At 69.5% G+C, this 14,880-nt stretch carries 18 protein-coding genes and 5 tRNA genes; 6 read left to right on the forward strand and 17 right to left on the reverse strand.

Annotated features, from left to right (window positions below):
• The first annotated feature begins 42 nt into the window (after positions 1-42).
• The gene (locus ACZ56E_RS29045) at positions 43-276 is read left to right on the forward strand and encodes an Lrp/AsnC family transcriptional regulator (protein WP_016642988.1); all 234 of its coding nucleotides are present in this window, start codon (positions 43-45) and stop codon (positions 274-276) included.
• Between the two features lie 20 nt (positions 277-296).
• Positions 297-797, forward strand: coding sequence for a DUF3515 domain-containing protein (locus tag ACZ56E_RS29050; protein WP_471218648.1), 501 nt, complete (start codon positions 297-299; stop codon positions 795-797).
• A gap of 24 nt (positions 798-821) precedes the next feature.
• Here the strand turns inward: ACZ56E_RS29050 and ACZ56E_RS29055 are convergent, their stop codons facing one another.
• The 3 genes from ACZ56E_RS29055 to ACZ56E_RS29065 are packed head-to-tail and all read right to left on the reverse strand — an operon-like array spanning position 822 to position 3,846.
• Positions 822-1,979: a D-alanine--D-alanine ligase family protein gene (locus ACZ56E_RS29055; protein WP_468611460.1), complete on the reverse strand. Its 1,158-nt coding sequence runs from the start codon at positions 1,977-1,979 to the stop codon at positions 822-824.
• A gap of 47 nt (positions 1,980-2,026) precedes the next feature.
• Complete coding sequence (locus ACZ56E_RS29060; RefSeq protein WP_471218650.1) at positions 2,027-3,055, reverse strand: NAD(P)H-dependent glycerol-3-phosphate dehydrogenase; 1,029 nt, start codon at positions 3,053-3,055, stop codon at positions 2,027-2,029.
• A complete protein-coding gene (locus tag ACZ56E_RS29065) occupies positions 3,052-3,846 on the reverse strand; it encodes a lysophospholipid acyltransferase family protein (protein ID WP_471218652.1) in 795 nt (264 codons plus the stop codon). Before ACZ56E_RS29065 ends, ACZ56E_RS29060 begins: the two co-directional genes overlap by 4 nt.
• Before the next feature lie 152 nt (positions 3,847-3,998).
• Between ACZ56E_RS29065 and cofC the strand changes: the two genes are divergently transcribed.
• Positions 3,999-4,634 (forward strand): 2-phospho-L-lactate guanylyltransferase, encoded by a 636-nt coding sequence (cofC, locus tag ACZ56E_RS29070; protein ID WP_471218654.1) that lies wholly within the window; start codon positions 3,999-4,001, stop codon positions 4,632-4,634.
• Positions 4,635-4,648: 14 nt separating this feature from the next.
• Positions 4,649-4,852, forward strand: coding sequence for a hypothetical protein (locus ACZ56E_RS29075; protein WP_471218655.1), 204 nt, complete (start codon positions 4,649-4,651; stop codon positions 4,850-4,852).
• Positions 4,853-4,926: 74 nt separating this feature from the next.
• On the opposite strand, the gene ACZ56E_RS29080 is transcribed toward ACZ56E_RS29075, so the two are convergent.
• From ACZ56E_RS29080 to leuC, 4 genes are all read right to left on the reverse strand, one after another.
• Complete coding sequence (locus tag ACZ56E_RS29080) at positions 4,927-5,634, reverse strand: HU family DNA-binding protein (RefSeq protein WP_468313250.1); 708 nt, start codon at positions 5,632-5,634, stop codon at positions 4,927-4,929.
• Positions 5,635-5,795: 161 nt separating this feature from the next.
• The gene (locus ACZ56E_RS29085) at positions 5,796-6,032 is read right to left on the reverse strand and encodes an SCO5555 family protein (RefSeq protein WP_362998149.1); all 237 of its coding nucleotides are present in this window, start codon (positions 6,030-6,032) and stop codon (positions 5,796-5,798) included.
• Positions 6,033-6,280: 248 nt separating this feature from the next.
• Positions 6,281-6,874: a 3-isopropylmalate dehydratase small subunit gene (gene leuD / locus ACZ56E_RS29090; RefSeq protein ID WP_471218658.1), complete on the reverse strand. Its 594-nt coding sequence runs from the start codon at positions 6,872-6,874 to the stop codon at positions 6,281-6,283.
• Positions 6,875-6,876: 2 nt separating this feature from the next.
• Positions 6,877-8,304: a 3-isopropylmalate dehydratase large subunit gene (gene leuC / locus ACZ56E_RS29095; RefSeq protein WP_468611466.1), complete on the reverse strand. Its 1,428-nt coding sequence runs from the start codon at positions 8,302-8,304 to the stop codon at positions 6,877-6,879.
• Positions 8,305-8,485: 181 nt separating this feature from the next.
• Here leuC and ndgR point away from each other — a divergent pair, with 181 nt between their 5' ends.
• Complete coding sequence (gene ndgR, locus ACZ56E_RS29100) at positions 8,486-9,202, forward strand: IclR family transcriptional regulator NdgR (protein WP_058942291.1); 717 nt, start codon at positions 8,486-8,488, stop codon at positions 9,200-9,202.
• Between the two features lie 120 nt (positions 9,203-9,322).
• Here the strand turns inward: ndgR and ACZ56E_RS29105 are convergent, their stop codons facing one another.
• Positions 9,323-9,808 (reverse strand): DUF4188 domain-containing protein, encoded by a 486-nt coding sequence (locus ACZ56E_RS29105; protein ID WP_471218661.1) that lies wholly within the window; start codon positions 9,806-9,808, stop codon positions 9,323-9,325.
• Positions 9,809-9,913: 105 nt separating this feature from the next.
• On the opposite strand from ACZ56E_RS29105, the gene ACZ56E_RS29110 reads away from it, so the two are divergent.
• Positions 9,914-10,573 (forward strand): MerR family transcriptional regulator, encoded by a 660-nt coding sequence (locus tag ACZ56E_RS29110; protein WP_471218662.1) that lies wholly within the window; start codon positions 9,914-9,916, stop codon positions 10,571-10,573.
• A gap of 42 nt (positions 10,574-10,615) precedes the next feature.
• Here ACZ56E_RS29110 and ACZ56E_RS29115 read toward each other — a convergent pair.
• The 9 genes from ACZ56E_RS29115 to ACZ56E_RS29155 form a co-directional block, all read right to left on the reverse strand.
• A tRNA-Glu gene (locus ACZ56E_RS29115) sits at positions 10,616-10,688 on the reverse strand.
• Positions 10,689-10,716: 28 nt separating this feature from the next.
• A tRNA-Gln gene (locus ACZ56E_RS29120) sits at positions 10,717-10,788 on the reverse strand.
• Between the two features lie 31 nt (positions 10,789-10,819).
• Positions 10,820-10,892, reverse strand: a tRNA-Glu gene (locus ACZ56E_RS29125).
• A gap of 62 nt (positions 10,893-10,954) precedes the next feature.
• Positions 10,955-11,027, reverse strand: a tRNA-Glu gene (locus ACZ56E_RS29130).
• 41 nt (positions 11,028-11,068) lie between these two features.
• A tRNA-Gln gene (locus ACZ56E_RS29135) sits at positions 11,069-11,140 on the reverse strand.
• A gap of 87 nt (positions 11,141-11,227) precedes the next feature.
• On the reverse strand, positions 11,228-11,956 hold the full coding sequence (locus ACZ56E_RS29140; protein WP_471218664.1) for an HAD family hydrolase: 729 nt from the start codon (positions 11,954-11,956) through the stop codon (positions 11,228-11,230).
• A 100-nt stretch (positions 11,957-12,056) separates the two neighbouring features.
• Positions 12,057-13,535: a glutamate--tRNA ligase gene (gene gltX, locus ACZ56E_RS29145; protein ID WP_471218667.1), complete on the reverse strand. Its 1,479-nt coding sequence runs from the start codon at positions 13,533-13,535 to the stop codon at positions 12,057-12,059.
• Entirely contained in the window at positions 13,528-14,316 is a 789-nt protein-coding gene (locus ACZ56E_RS29150) for a fumarylacetoacetate hydrolase family protein (RefSeq protein ID WP_362998161.1), read from the reverse strand. The genes gltX and ACZ56E_RS29150 overlap by 8 nt, the downstream gene beginning before the upstream one ends.
• Before the next feature lie 79 nt (positions 14,317-14,395).
• A complete protein-coding gene (locus ACZ56E_RS29155) occupies positions 14,396-14,596 on the reverse strand; it encodes a hypothetical protein (protein WP_398308761.1) in 201 nt (66 codons plus the stop codon).
• Positions 14,597-14,880 lie beyond the last annotated feature (284 nt).

The raw sequence follows: 14,880 nt of genomic DNA on the forward strand, positions 1-14,880 counted from the left end.
TTTCTCCCCCCACATGATCCTCGTGGCCGCCCTGGAGGTTCCGTGGTACAGGCGTACATCCTGATCCAGACCGAGGTCGGCAAGGCGTCGACCGTCGCCGAGCTGATCGGCAAGATCCCGGGAGTGATCCAGGCCGAGGACGTGACCGGACCCTACGATGTCATCGTGCGCGCGCAGGCGGACACGGTCGACGAACTCGGCCGCATGGTGGTCGCCAAGGTCCAGCAAGTGGACGGCATCACCCGAACCCTGACCTGCCCGGTCGTGCACTTGTAGCCCCCGTCTACCCTGGCCCGGTGAACTTCCCCCGTCTCCGGCGCCGCTGCCTCACAGGAACGTCCGCCCTCGCACTGTTGATCACGACGGCGGCCTGCTCATCTTCGGACGACGAGGCGTCGGTGGTGGTTCCGTCCCCGGCCGCGAAGGCCGCGGGACTCTGCCGGGACCTGCACGAGAAGCTCCCGGAGAAGGTCGACGGTCTCGGGCGGACCGACCCCGGGCCGAAGTCCGAGCTGACCGCGGGGTGGGGAGACCCGGCGATCATACTGCGCTGCGGTGTGGAGCGGCCCCCGGAGATGATCGACTTCGCGTACGCCGAGAAGAACAGCGTGAACGTGAACGGTGTCGCCTGGCTGCTGCAGAAGCACGACGACGGCTCCTACACCTTCACCACCGGGGCGCGCCTCGCCTATGTGGAGGTGACGCTGCCTGCGGAGCGGGCGGGGGGCGGCCTCAGTCCGCTCACGGACTTCGCCGCCCCCATCAAGCAGACGATCCCCAAGGGGGTCGCCCCCTGACGGGGGCGGCACCTCGGGCGTGGGTCAGCGCAGGCCCGTGGAGCGGTTGAGGGCCGCCTGGATGAGGCGGTCCACCAGCTCCGGGTAGCTGACGCCACTCTTCTCCCACATCTGCGGGTACATCGAGATGGGCGTGAAGCCCGGCATGGTGTTGATCTCGTTGATCACGAACCGGCCGTCCTCGGTGAGGAAGAAGTCCGCGCGCACCAGGCCCTCGCAGGACGCCGCCTCGAACGCCTCGACGGCGAGCCGCTGGATCTCCGCGGTCTGCTCGGGCGTCAGCGGCGCGGGCACGATGCCGGGCGTCGAGTCGATGTACTTCGCCTCGAAGTCGTAGTAGTCGTGCGTCTGCACGGGCGGGATCTCGGCCGGGACGCTCGCGCGCGGCCCGTCCTCGAACTCCAGGACGCCGCACTCGATCTCACGGCCGCGCAGCAGCGCCTCGACGATGATCTTGGGGTCGTGGCGCTGTGCCTCGGCGATGGCCTCGTCGAGACCGTCGAAGGAGTCGACCTTCGTGATGCCGATCGAGGAGCCCGCGCGCGCGGGCTTGATGAACAGCGGCCAGCCGTGCTCGCCGGCGAAGTCCGCGATGCGCTGCCGGGCGCCCGCCTCGTCCTGCCGCCACTCGCGCGGGCGGATCACCAGGTACGGGCCGACGTTCAGCCCGAAGGAGGCGAACACCCGCTTCATGTAGTCCTTGTCCTGGCCGACGGCCGAGGCGAGGACTCCGGAGCCGACGTAGGGCACTCCGGAGAGTTCGAGCAGGCCCTGGAGGGTGCCGTCCTCTCCGTAGGGACCGTGCAGCATCGGGAAGACGACGTCGACCTCGCCGAGCGCCTTGGGCACGGAGCCGGGCTCGCTGTAGACGACCTCGCGGTTGCCGGGGTCGACCGGGAGCACGACGCCGCCTTCTACGGAGTCGGCGATCTCGGCGACGTTCGGCATCCGGCGGTCGGCGATGGCCATCCGCTCGGGCTCGTCGGCGGTCAGCGCCCAACGGCCGTCCGTGGTGATGCCGATCGGCAGGACGTCGTACTTGGAGCGGTCGATCGCGCGCAGCACGGCACCGGCCGTGACGACGGAGATGCCGTGCTCCGAGCTGCGGCCGCCGAACACGACGGCCACACGCGGCTTGCGGAGCGGCTGCTCAGGGCTCTGGGGGAGGTTCTCGCTGCTCATATCGCGTTGAGAGTACCCGCTGGTCCCGCAGTAGTCAGTCGGCGCCGTCAGCGGCGCTCGGGCTTGGCGCTGCGCGACATGAGGTCCTTGAGGGCGACCACCGGGGGCGTGCCCTCGTGCACGATGCCCACGACCGTCTCGGTGATCGGCATGTCGACGCCGTGCCTGCGGGCCAGATCCAGCACGGACTCGCAGGACTTGACGCCCTCGGCGGTCTGCTTGGTGACCGCGATGGTCTCCTGGAGGGTCATGCCCTTGCCGAGGTTGGTGCCGAAGGTGTGGTTGCGCGACAGCGGCGACGAGCAGGTGGCCACCAGGTCGCCGAGGCCCGCGAGTCCGGAGAACGTGAGCGGGTCGGCGCCCATGGCGAGTCCGAGCCGGGTGGTCTCGGCGAGGCCGCGCGTGATGAGCGAGCCCTTGGCGTTGTCGCCGAGGCCCATGCCGTCCGCGATGCCCACGGCGAGACCGATGACATTCTTCACGGCGCCGCCGAGCTCGCAGCCGACCACGTCGGTGTTCGTGTACGGGCGGAAGTACGGCGTGTGGCAGGCCGTCTGGAGGCGCTGCGCGACGGCTTCGTCCCGGCAGGCGACCACGGCGGCGGCGGGCTGGCGGGCGGCGATCTCACGGGCGAGGTTGGGGCCCGTGACGACGGCGATCCGGTCCGTGGGGACCTTCGTGACGTCCTCGACGACCTCGCTCATCCGCATGGCGGAGCCCAGTTCGACGCCCTTCATGAGGGAGACGAGGACGGTCTCGGGGGCGAGCAGCGGGGCCCACTCGGCGAGGTTGGCGCGCAGGGTCTGCGACGGTACGGCGAGGACGGTGAAGTCGGCGTCCGCGGCGGCCTCGGCCGGGTCGGTGGTCGCCCGGAGGTTCTCCGGGAGCCGCACGCCGGGGAGGTAGTCCGGGTTGGTCCGCGTGGAGTTGACCGCGTCGGCGAGTTCGGCGCGGCGGCCCCACAGGGTGACGTCACAGCCCGCGTCGGCGAGCACCATGCCGAAGGCCGTGCCCCAGGAGCCCGTTCCGAAGACGGCGGCCTTCACGGGCTCTGCCGAGTTCACGGGGTTCGTCACTTGCTGTCCTCCGAGGTGTTCTTCGTGGTGCTCTCTGTGGTGCCCTGCGCGGCGCGGCAGCGCGCTGCCCTGCGTCGCTGCTCCTGCCGGGCCCTGCGCGGGTCGTACGGCGTCTCGGGGGCCTTCTCGCCCCGGATCTCCTCCAGGAGTTCGGTGATCGCGGCCATGATGGTCTCGGTCACCTCGCGCAGCACCTCGGGCGTCGGCTCCTTGTCGTGGAAGCGCGACAGGTCGACGGGCGGGCCCGCCTTCACCTGGAGGGTCTTCCGCGGGAAGAAGGCGGGCTTCTTGCTGTACGGCGGAAGAGCGAGGTTGGCGCCCCACTGCGCGACGGGAATCACCGGGCACTTGGTCTCCAGAGCGACCCGCGCGGCACCGGACTTGGCGGTCATCGGCCACATGTCGGGGTCCCTGGTGAGGGTGCCTTCGGGGTAGAAGGCGACGCACTCGCCGCGCGCGATGGCGTCGACGGCGGCGCGGAAGGCGTCGAGCGCGTTCGTGGTCTCGCGGTAGACCGGGATCTGGCCCGTGCCCTTCATCACCTTGGCGACGAATCCGCCCTTGAAAAGCGCGTCCTTTGCCAGGAATCGCGGCACTCGCCCCGTGTTGTACTGGTAGTGCGCGTACGAGAACGGGTCGATATGCGAGTTGTGATTCACCGCGGTGATGAATCCACCGTCGGCCGGAATGTGCTCCATTCCACGCCAGTCCCGCTTGAACAGAACCACGAGCGGCGGTTTTGCAATGACCGCCGCAAGGCGGTACCAGAAGCCGATTCTGCGGCGGGACACTCGGACACCTTCCTCCATGAACCTGGCCGGCCGCACAAGTGTCGCCCCAGGCTGCCGGTCTGTCGAGAACACCGTACGCCCACCCGTCTCCGGCCACCGCCCCTCGTCCGTCGGCAGGTCACAATGGGCGCGACGCGAAGGACGGAGCGCTCGTGCAATGGACCCTGGTCATACCCGTGAAATCGCTGGCGCGCGCCAAAAGCAGGCTCGCCGCCGCGTCCGGGGACGGTCTGCGCCCGGGTCTCGCCCTGGCATTCGCACAGGACACCGTGGCCGCCGCGGCGGCATGCCGGGCGGTGCGGGATGTGGCGGTCGTCACGGACGACTCTCTGGCAGGCCGGGAGCTCGCGGCGCTGGGCGCCCGAATTCTCGCCGACGAGCCCGGAGGGGGCCTGAACGCCGCACTGGCGCACGGGGCGGCCCGGGTGCGCGCCGAGCGGCCCGACGCGGCCGTCGCGGCCCTGAACGCCGACCTGCCCGCACTGCGCCCCATGGAATTGGCCCGCGCTCTCGACAGTGCCGCCGCATTTCCCCGCGCATTCATGCCGGATGCCGCAGGAATCGGGACGACGCTGCTGTGCGCGACGCCGGGGACGCAATTGCGTCCCGCTTTCGGGCCGGACTCGCGGGCCCGGCATTCGGCGTCCGGGGCCGTGGAACTCGGACTCGACGGGATCGATTCCGTACGCCAGGACGTGGACACCGGGGAGGACCTGCGGGCCGCTCTCGCACTCGGCGTGGGGCCGCGCACCGCCGCGGCCGCGGCGCGCCTGCTCATCGCCGACTGAGTACGCTGCTTTCCATGCAGGCGACCGCGTACACGTACGACTCCGAGACCCGCAGCGGCAGTGTGCTGCTCGACGACGGGACTCCCGTGCCCTTCGATGCGCCCGCTTTCGATGCGGGCGGGCTGCGGCTGCTGCGGCCGGGGCAGCGGGTACGCATCGAGGTCACCGACGAGGGCGACGCGCGCCGCATCACCCTGGTGACCCTGCAGACGTTCTGAGGTCCGTCCGGGCGCACGACGCGGGCCGGGCTCCCCCGTGGGAGCCCGGCCCGGCGCGTGAGTGCCCTCGTGCCCTACTTCTTGCGGGCCGTGGTCTTCTTGGCGGTCGTCTTGCGCGCCGTGGACTTCTTGGCGGGCGCCTTCTTGGCCGTGGCCTTCTTCGCCGGCGCGGTCTTCTTGGCGGTGGCCTTCTTGGCCGCCGGCGTCGCCTTCTTGGCGGTGGTGGCCTTCTTCGCCGCCGCAGGGGTGGCCTTCTTGGCCGTCGACTTCGTGGCGGTCTTCTTCGCCGTCGCCGTCGCCTTCTTGGCAGTCGCCGTGGCCTTCTTGGCGGTGGCGGTGCTCTTCTTCGCGGCGGTCTTCTTGGCGGTGGTGGCCTTCTTCGCCGCCGGGGTCGCCTTCTTCGCGGTGGCCTTCTTGGCCGCGGCCTTCTTGACCGTCGCCGAAGCGCCGCCGGTCAGGCTGCCCTTGGGCGCCTTCTTGACCGCGACATCGTTCTTCGGGAGCTTCTTCGAGCCGCTGACCAGGTCCTTGAAGCCCTGACCGGCGCGGAAGCGCGGCACCGAGGTCTTCTTGACGCGCACGCGCTCCCCGGTCTGGGGGTTGCGGGCGTAACGGGCCGGGCGGTCGACCTTCTCGAACGAGCCGAAGCCGGTGACCGAAACACGGTCCCCGCCGACCACGGCACGGACGACGGCGTCCAGGACCGCGTCGACGGCGTCGGCGGCCTGCTGGCGGCCTCCAACCTTGTCGGCAATCGCTTCTACGAGCTGCGCCTTGTTCACGTCTTCCCCTTCGGAGACATTGCCGGGAGCGAAATACTCCGGCTTTTTCGCACGTTAGGCAGATATATACCGCAAATCAAACACGAAACGGGCTAATCACCCTTGTGCCGCAACGAAGTGGCCCATCTCGGAGTTCCTCGAAGGCCCGTTGAGGCTGCGACTCAGGGGTCTTGGGGGAATCGGCCCTCGTCTGCTTCGTCGAGGGACGCCATCAATCGCTCCAGACGCCTTGCCGCATCGGCGAGATCGTGTTTGGCCGCGGCCGTAATGACCAGCAGCTTCCGGGTCAGCGCCATCCGTACGCCCTCCGGGACTTGCAGTGCGCGCACTCGGGAGTGCGCTTCCTTCAGTTGGTCCGCGACGAGCCCGTAGAGCTCGAGTTGGCTGTCACGTCCCATGCACCGATTGTGCCATCTGGGGCGAGTTGTCGCCTCCGCAGGGGGTAACTGCCGCCGTCCGCCGCCTTCCTGAGGGTACCCCGTCGCGCCGAGTACAAGGGGATTTCCAGCCTCTTCTTCCTTCCCGGACAAGGGAGTTGAGTCCACCCGTTCAGGTCAGCGGGGCCCTCTCGGGAGGCACACACAGATGTACCCCCAACCGTCCACGATTGGGGGTACAGCAGGCTGTTGTGAGGTGTTGCGGGCTGTCAGACCTGAACGGTCCGCGGCTTGTACGAGGGGCGCCCGGTCTCGTACGCGGCGATGTCCGGCTCGTTCCGCAGCGTGATGCTGATGTCGTCCAGGCCGTTCAGGAGCCGCCAGCGGGCGTTCTCGTCGAGTTCGAAGTCGGCGGTGACGCCCTCGGCGCGGACCTGGCGGTCCTCCAGGTCGACGGTGATCTCGGCCTGCGGGTCCCGCTCGGTCAGCTCCCAGAGCGCGTCCACGACCTTCTGGTCGAGCACGACGGTGAGCAGGCCGTTCTTCAGCGAGTTGCCGCGGAAGATGTCGGCGAAGCGGGACGAGATGACGGCCTTGAAGCCGAAGTTCTGCAGCGCCCACACGGCGTGCTCGCGGGAGGAGCCGGTGCCGAAGTCGGGTCCGGCGACCAGGACCGTGGAGCCCTGCCGCTCGGGACGGTTGAGGACGAACTCGGGGTCCTTGCGCCAGGCCTCGAAGAGCCCGTCCTCGAAGCCGTCCCTGGTGACCTTCTTGAGCCAGTGGGCGGGGATGATCTGGTCGGTGTCCACGTTGCTGCGGCGCAGCGGGACGGCCCGGCCGGTGTGCTTGGTGAATGCTTCCATGGTTATCGGGCTCCGGCGGTCACGGGGGCATCGGACAGGTCGGCGGGCGAGGCGAGGTGGCCGGTGACCGCGGTGGCGGCGGCGACCTGCGGGGAGACCAGATGGGTGCGTCCGCCCTTGCCCTGCCTGCCCTCGAAGTTGCGGTTCGACGTCGAGGCCGAGCGCTCGCCGGGCGCCAGTTGGTCGGGGTTCATGCCCAGACACATCGAGCAGCCGGCGTGCCGCCATTCGGCCCCCGCGGCGATGAAGACCTTGTCCAGGCCCTCCGCGACGGCCTCCAGGGAGACCCGGACCGAGCCGGGGACGACCAGCATCCGCACGCCGTCGGCGACTTTGCGGCCCTCGACGACGGAGGCCGCCGCGCGCAGGTCCTCGATGCGGCCGTTGGTGCAGGAGCCTACGAAGACGGTGTCGACCTTGATGTCGCGCAGCGGCTGCCCCGCGGTCAACCCCATGTACTCCAGGGCCTTTTCGGCGGCGTACCGCTCCGAAGCGTCTTCGTACGAAGCCGGGTCGGGGACGCTCGCCGAAAGGGGCGCTCCCTGGCCCGGGTTGGTGCCCCAGGTGACGAACGGCGCCAGCGAGGTGGCGTCGATGTAGACCTCGGCGTCGAAGACCGCGTCGTCGTCGGTCTTCAGCGTCTTCCAGTACGCCACCGCGGCGTCCCAGTCCTCGCCCTGCGGTGCGTGGGCGCGGCCCTTGATGTAGTCGAAGGTGGTCGCGTCCGGGGCGATCATCCCGGCGCGGGCGCCCGCCTCGATGGACATGTTGCAGATGGTCATCCGCGCCTCCATCGAGAGCTTCTCGATGGCGGAGCCGCGGTACTCCAGGACGTAGCCCTGGCCGCCGCCGGTGCCGATCTTCGTGATGATGGCGAGGATCAGGTCCTTGGCCGTGACGTCGTCGGGCAGCTCGCCGTCGACGGTGATGGCCATGGTCTTGGGGCGGGCCATCGGCAGCGTCTGGGTGGCGAGGACGTGCTCGACCTGGGAGGTGCCGATGCCGAACGCCAGCGCGCCGAAGGCGCCGTGGGTGGAGGTGTGCGAGTCGCCGCAGACGACGGTGGTGCCGGGCTGGGTCAGTCCCAGCTGGGGTCCCACCACGTGGACGACGCCCTGCTCGACGTCGCCCAGCGGGTGCAGGCGTACGCCGAACTCGGCGCAGTTCTTGCGCAGCGTCTCCAGCTGGGCCCGCGAGACCGGGTCGGCGATGGGCTTGTCGATGTCGAGGGTCGGGGTGTTGTGGTCCTCGGTGGCGATGGTGAGGTCGAGCCGCCGCACCTGACGGCCGGCCTGGCGGAGGCCGTCGAAGGCCTGGGGGCTGGTCACCTCGTGCAGCAGGTGCAGATCGATGTAGAGGAGGTCGGGCTCGCCCTCGGCGCGCCGGACGACGTGGTCGTCCCAGACCTTCTCCGCGAGTGTCCTACCCATCGCTTTCCCTCCGACCGGCCGCTTCGCCGGCCCAACTAGAGAATCTGTTCGCCGACGCGCGTACCCCTCGTGCCGCACGTCGGCCGCGAAATCCGTTGGTCCGCGGATCGCTCGTACAGAGTGGCGCGTCTCGCAGAAAATTGAACTTGCGTTTCACAGAGTGAGACGCGAGTATCGACGCATGGACAACTCTAGCGGCGTCGGCGTTCTGGACAAGGCGGCCCTTGTCTTGAGCGCTCTGGAGTCCGGTCCGGCCACCCTCGCGGGCTTGGTCGCGGCCACCGGGCTCGCACGACCCACGGCTCACCGACTGGCCGTGGCACTGGAACACCACCGGATGGTGGCGCGGGACATGCAGGGCCGTTTCATTCTGGGCCCGCGCCTCGCGGAGCTCGCGGCGGCGGCGGGCGAGGACCGCCTGCTCGCCACGGCGGGCCCGGTCCTCACGCACCTGCGCGACGTCACGGGCGAGAGCGCGCAGCTGTACCGCCGGCAGGGCGACATGCGTATCTGCGTGGCCGCGGCCGAGCGCCTCTCGGGCCTGAGGGACACCGTCCCCGTCGGCTCGACGCTCACCATGAAGGCGGGCTCGTCGGCCCAGATCCTGATGGCCTGGGAGGAGCCGGAGCGCCTGCACCGCGGCCTCCAAGGCGCCCGTTTCACGGCCACGGCCCTTTCGGGTGTACGCCGCCGTGGCTGGGCCCAGTCGATCGGCGAGCGCGAGCCGGGCGTCGCGTCCGTCTCGGCGCCCGTGCGCGGCCCCTCGAACCGCGTGGTGGCCGCCGTCTCGGTCTCCGGACCCATCGAGCGCCTGACCCGCCACCCCGGCCGTATGCACGCGCAGGCGGTCATCGACGCGGCGGGCCGCCTCTCCGAGGCCCTGCGCCGCTCGGGCTGACACACGGCCCGGCGCTCAGCGCGCCGGACAGCGCCCGTCGCACGCAGCACAGCGCCGGAAGGAGCCGCCCCAACGCCGCGGCGGCCCCTTCCGGCGCTTCTTTGTGCGCCCAGGCCGTCGTCAGGCCACCTTCAGGCGGTCGGCGGCCCGGTCTCCGCGGCGGCCGACGGGGATCACGCCCAGGGCCTCCCCCAGACCGAACGCCGGCATGTTGATGTAGACCGCCTCGTGGGCACCGGCCGGCACGACGAACGTCTCGTGCCAGAAGCCGACCTTCCCCTTGCCCTCCCTGATGCGGCGGTTCAAGGCCGCCCACGCGGGCCGGTGCTCCTTGTCCCGGTCCTCCGCGTACGCCAGCAGCTTCTCCTGCGACTCCCAGTACTGCACGACGTACACCAGACGCGGTCCGCCGAGCAGCAGCCGGTACCCCAGCAGTCCGCTCTCCCGGTCCCGCGACAGTTCCTTGAGCATGCGCGGCATGGCCACGGCGACGGGCCACCAACTGCGCACGGCACGGTAGTTGTTGATGCGCATCCCGATGTGGAAGACGACGACGCCCTCCTGCGCGTCCGCGGTCATGCGCCCCTCGATCGGCTTGCTGCTCATGGTGTTTCCCCCTTGGCATGGCTGTGGCCGAGCGTTGGATAGTTCCGCTATCCATGTTTGGATAGTGCCACTCCCCAAAGGGAGGCGCAAGAGGAGGCACGACCGATGAAGCTGGCGGAGCTGAGCAGGCTCAGCGGGATCCCCACGGCCACGATCAAGTACTACCTGCGCGAGGGGCTGCTCCCGCCGGGCCGTCGCGTGACGGCGACGCAGGCGGAGTACGACGACGGGCATCTGCGGCGGCTCCGGCTCGTGCGGGCGCTGATCCAGGTGGGCCGGGTCCCTGTCGCGTCGGCGCGTGAGGTCCTGACCGCCCTGGAGGACGAGTCCCTGGACCACAACTCCCGTCTGGGCACGGCCGTCTGGGCCCTGCCGCACACCGCGGAGTCCGCCGGGCAGGACGTGGCGCAGCAGGAGGAGGCAGGGCGGACGGTGGACGCGTTGCTGGTGCGTCTCGGCTGGGAGACCGCCGTGGAGTACGGGGCCGAGTCCCCGGCCTACCGGATGCTGGTGACCGCGGTCGCCGCCCTGACGCGGCTCGGCTACCCGTGCTCGGTGGACGACTTGGCGCCCTACGCGCGCGTAGGGGGCCAACTGGCCGCGACCGACCTGGATTTGATCGAGCGGTTCGACTCGCCCGACGAGCAGTTGGAGGCGGCGGTCGCTCTGACGGTGCTGTACGAGCCGGTGCTGCTGAGCCTGCGCCGCATCGCGCAGGCGGAGGAGTCCCGCCGCCGCTTCGGGCAGCAGTGCCCGGGGGAATGACGAAGGGGCCCTCCCTCACGGGAAGGCCCCTTGCCGTTTCTGTACCCCCGACCGGATTCGAACCGGCGCTACCGCCTTGAGAGGGCGGCGTGCTAGGCCGCTACACAACGGGGGCGAGGATCTTGCGTCACCGCGTGATCCAGCTGGGCTACCAGGACTCGAACCTAAACTAACGGAACCAGAAACCGTCGTGCTGCCAATTACACCATAGCCCAATGTGGTCTAGACCATGCCTAGTACCTACAGTACCCCCGACCGGATTCGAACCGGCGCTACCGCCTTGAGAGGGCGGCGTGCTAGGCCGCTACACAACGGGGGCCCTAGCGATCCTGCATCAGTGACAGTGGGTGCGACCCGATCTGTCCCCGCGGGAAGGATCTGTACCCCCGACCGGATTCGAACCGGCGCTACCGCCTTGAGAGGGCGGCGTGCTAGGCCGCTACACAACGGGGGCATTGTGGATGAGATCCACAGTTTGCAGATGAGCTCTGCGAGCTGGCCTACCAGGACTCGAACCTAGACTAACGGAACCAGAAACCGTCGTGCTGCCAATTACACCATAGGCCATCAAAGCGCCACCCCCGGAAGGGGTTTTGTTTGACTTGCGCTTCCCGGCCGGACCTTTCGGCCCTCTCGGGCGGCGCAGGAAGAACATTACCCGAAGGTGGACGGCGCTCCAAAACGGGTATCCCCACGCAGCAGCGCGGGGAGCTCGGAGAGGTCCTTGATGCGGTGCACTCCGGTCGGGCCGTCCCCCGCCGTGCCGCTGCGGTCGAGCCAGATCCCGACGAGGCCGGCGTCCCTCGCGCCCCTGGCGTCGATCTCCGGCTGGTCGCCGACGTAGGCGATCTCGGCGGGCGCCAGGCCCAGGTGTGCGCAGACCGCGAGGAACGCCTCGGCTGCGGGCTTGGACACGCCCAGGTCGGCGGCGCACAGCACGGCCTCGAAACGGTCGCGGACGCCGAGCAGGCGCAGCTTGCGCTCCTGGACGAACAGGGCGGAGTTGGAGAGCACCGCGTGGCGGTAGTCGCCGGCGAGGGCGTCCAGGGTGGGCACGGTGTCGGGGAAGAGGGACCAGGCCGATTCGTAGTGACCGACGTAACGGTCGAACCAGGCGTCGGCGTCGGCGTCGCTCAGTCCGGGGGCGTCGAGGAAGTCCCGCACCCGATCGCGGCGCTGCTCCTCGAAGGTCACGCCACCGGCGCCGAAGCGGGCCCAGTGCCGCTCGGTGAGCTCCCGCCACCGCCCGAGGGCCCGCTCCGCGGACTCGTACCGCTCCAGGAGTCCCTCGGCGGTGAGATGCGCGTGCATGCCGGCGCTGTCGGCGCGCGCGTAGTCGAAGATGGTGTCGTCGATGTCCCAGACCACGGCTCTGATCGGCATGGTTCGACCGTATGCGAAGGACCCGGGAGCCGTGGTGGCTTCCGGGTCCTTCGGCTGCGTACGCGCTGCTACGCGGTGAGCTTCGGCTGCGTACGCGCTGCTACGCGGTGAGCTTCGCCAGGGCCGCGTCGATGCGGGTCAGCGTCTTCTCCTTGCCCAGGATCTCCAGGGACTCGAAGAGGGGCAGGCCGATCGTGCGGCCGGTGACGGCCACGCGGACGGGGGCCTGGGCCTTGCCGAGCTTCAGGCCGTGCTCCTCGCCGGCGGCCAGGACGGCCTCCTTGAGGGACTCGGGGGAGGTCCAGTCGGCCGCCTCCAGCTTGGCGCGGGCCGTGCGCAGAAGGGCGTCGGAGCCCTCCTTCATGGCCTTCGTCCAGCTGGCCTCGTCGAAGACCGGCTCCGGGAGGAAGAGGAAGTCGACGTTGTCGGTGATCTCGGAGAGGACCTTGAGGCGGGTCTGCGCGTGCGGCGCGATGGCCTGCCAGGCCGCCTCGTCGAAGTCCTCGGGCGCCCAGTTGGCGTGCGGGGCCTGCAGCCACGGCTCGCAGGCCTCGGCGAAGGCCTTCACGTCCAGCATGCGGATGTGGTCGGCGTTGATCGCCTCGGCCTTCTTGAGGTCGAAGCGGGCCGGGTTCGCGTTGACGTCCGCGAGGTCGAACTTCGCGACCATGTCGGAGATCGAGAAGACGTCCTGGTCCGCGGAGAACGACCAGCCGAGGAGCGACAGGTAGTTCAGGAGGCCCTCGGGCAGGAAGCCGCGCTCGCGGTAGAGGTTGAGGGACGCCTGCGGGTCGCGCTTGGAGAGCTTCTTGTTGCCCTCGCCCATGACGTACGGCAGGTGGCCGAACTCGGGGATCGCCTTCGCGACGCCGAGTTCGATCAGCGCCTTGTAGAGCGCGATCTGGCGCGGGGTGGAGGAGAGCAGGTCCTCGCCGCGCAGGACGTGGGTGATCTCCATCAGGGCGTCGTCGACCGGGTTGACCAGCGTGTACAACGGGGCGCCGTTGGCACGCACGATGCCGTAGTCGGTGACGTTCTCCGCCTGGACGGTGATCTCGCCGCGGACCAGGTCGGTGAAGGTGGTGGCCTCGTCCGGCATGCGGAAGCGGACGATGTGGCTGCGGCCCTCGGTCTCGTACGCCTGCTTCTGCTCGGCGGTGAGGTCGCGGCAGTGGCCGTCGTAACCGGACGGCTTGCCGGCGGCGCGGGCGGCCTCGCGGCGGGCGTCCAGCTCCTCGGTGGTGCAGTAGCAGGGGTAGGCGTAGCCGCCGTCCAGGAGCTTGGCCGCGACGTCCCGGTAGATGTCCATGCGCTGCGACTGGCGGTACGGCGCGTGCGGGCCGCCGATCTCGGGGCCCTCGTCCCAGTCGAAGCCCAACCAGCGCATCGAGTCGAGGAGCTGCTCGTACGACTCCTCGGAGTCGCGCGCGGCGTCGGTGTCCTCGATGCGGAAGACCAGGGTGCCTTCGTTGTGCCGGGCGAAGGCCCAGTTGAAGAGGGCGGTGCGGACCAGGCCCACGTGGGGGTTGCCGGTCGGCGAGGGACAGAACCGTACGCGTACGGGGGTCGCGTTAGCCACGCTTGATCACCTTGTTGGTGAGAGTGCCGATGCCTTCGATGGTGACGGCGACCTCGTCGCCGACATTGAGCGGCCCGACGCCTGCCGGGGTGCCCGTGAGGATGACGTCGCCGGGGAGCAGCGTCATGGCCTCGGAGATGTGCACGATCAGGTCCTCGACGGAGCGGACCATCTCGGCCGTACGCCCCAGCTGGCGCTGTTCGCCGTTGACCGTGCACTGGATGGTGAGGTCGGAGGGGTCGAGGTCGGTCTCCACCCAGGGGCCGAGCGGGCAGGCGGTGTCGAAGCCCTTGGCCCTGGCCCACTGCTTCTCGCGCTTCTGCACGTCACGCGCGGTGACGTCGTTCGCGCAGGTGTAGCCGAGGATGACGTCGCGGGCGCGCTCGCGCGGGACCTCGCGGCACATGCGGCCGATGACCACGGCCAGCTCGGCCTCGTGGTGCACTTCCTGCGAGAAGGAGGGGTACACGATGGCGTCGCCGGGGCCCGCCACGGAGGTGGACGGCTTGAAGAACGCGACCGGGACGTCGGGGACCTCGTTGCCGAGCTCCGCCGCGTGGTCCGCGTAGTTGCGGCCGATGCCCACGACCTTGTTGGGGAGCACCGGGGGCAGCAGCCTGACCTTGCTCAGCGGGACCTTCGTGCCGGAGAGCTCGAAGTCCGCAAACGGGATGCCCTTGATGATGTCGAGGACGAGCCCATCGGTCGTTCCGGGGGGACTTTCGCCCTCGACCGCGCCGAAGGCGACGTTGCCGTCGATGGAGAACCTGGCGATGCGCACGTGTGCCTTGGCCCCTTGCTGGAATGGGTGGAGTGTGACACTCCAGGCTAACGCGGCAGGCGGGTCCGACCTCCCGCCATTAACCCGCTACGGGGGCGGGCTGCTCCGGCGCGTCCATGAGGATCGTGCGCTTCGGGTTGGCGGTCTGCGTCGGCAGCTCGACGGCGTGCTCCGGCTGCTCGGGCGCGGCCTGGACGTCGTCCGCGTCCTTGAGGTGCGCGAGAGTGGTGCGGCGCGGGTTGGCTATGTTGCGGAACATCGTCGACTTCACAGTCTTCATCTGCTGTTCGGACCTTGTCGGTTGAGGCGTCACGTGATGGACGCGGCTTGTCGGATTCGCCATCCCTGTAAAGCGTCAGGCTAAACATCCAATTCCCGGCCAAAGTCCGGAAGACGCCTTGATCTTCATGTGAGTTTGCTCACGACGGAGCGGACAAAAAGGTCAATCCAGGCCTGGGGTCAGCCCGTTGGAAACGGACATTGCGCCACTGAAGGCACCATTCCGCTCCTGATCATGAAGACTGGGACACCCCCCACTGGCAGGAGCTTTGTGGGGATCAGTCC

The sequence above is a fragment of the Streptomyces sp. NPDC039480 genome, assembly GCF_055597165.1.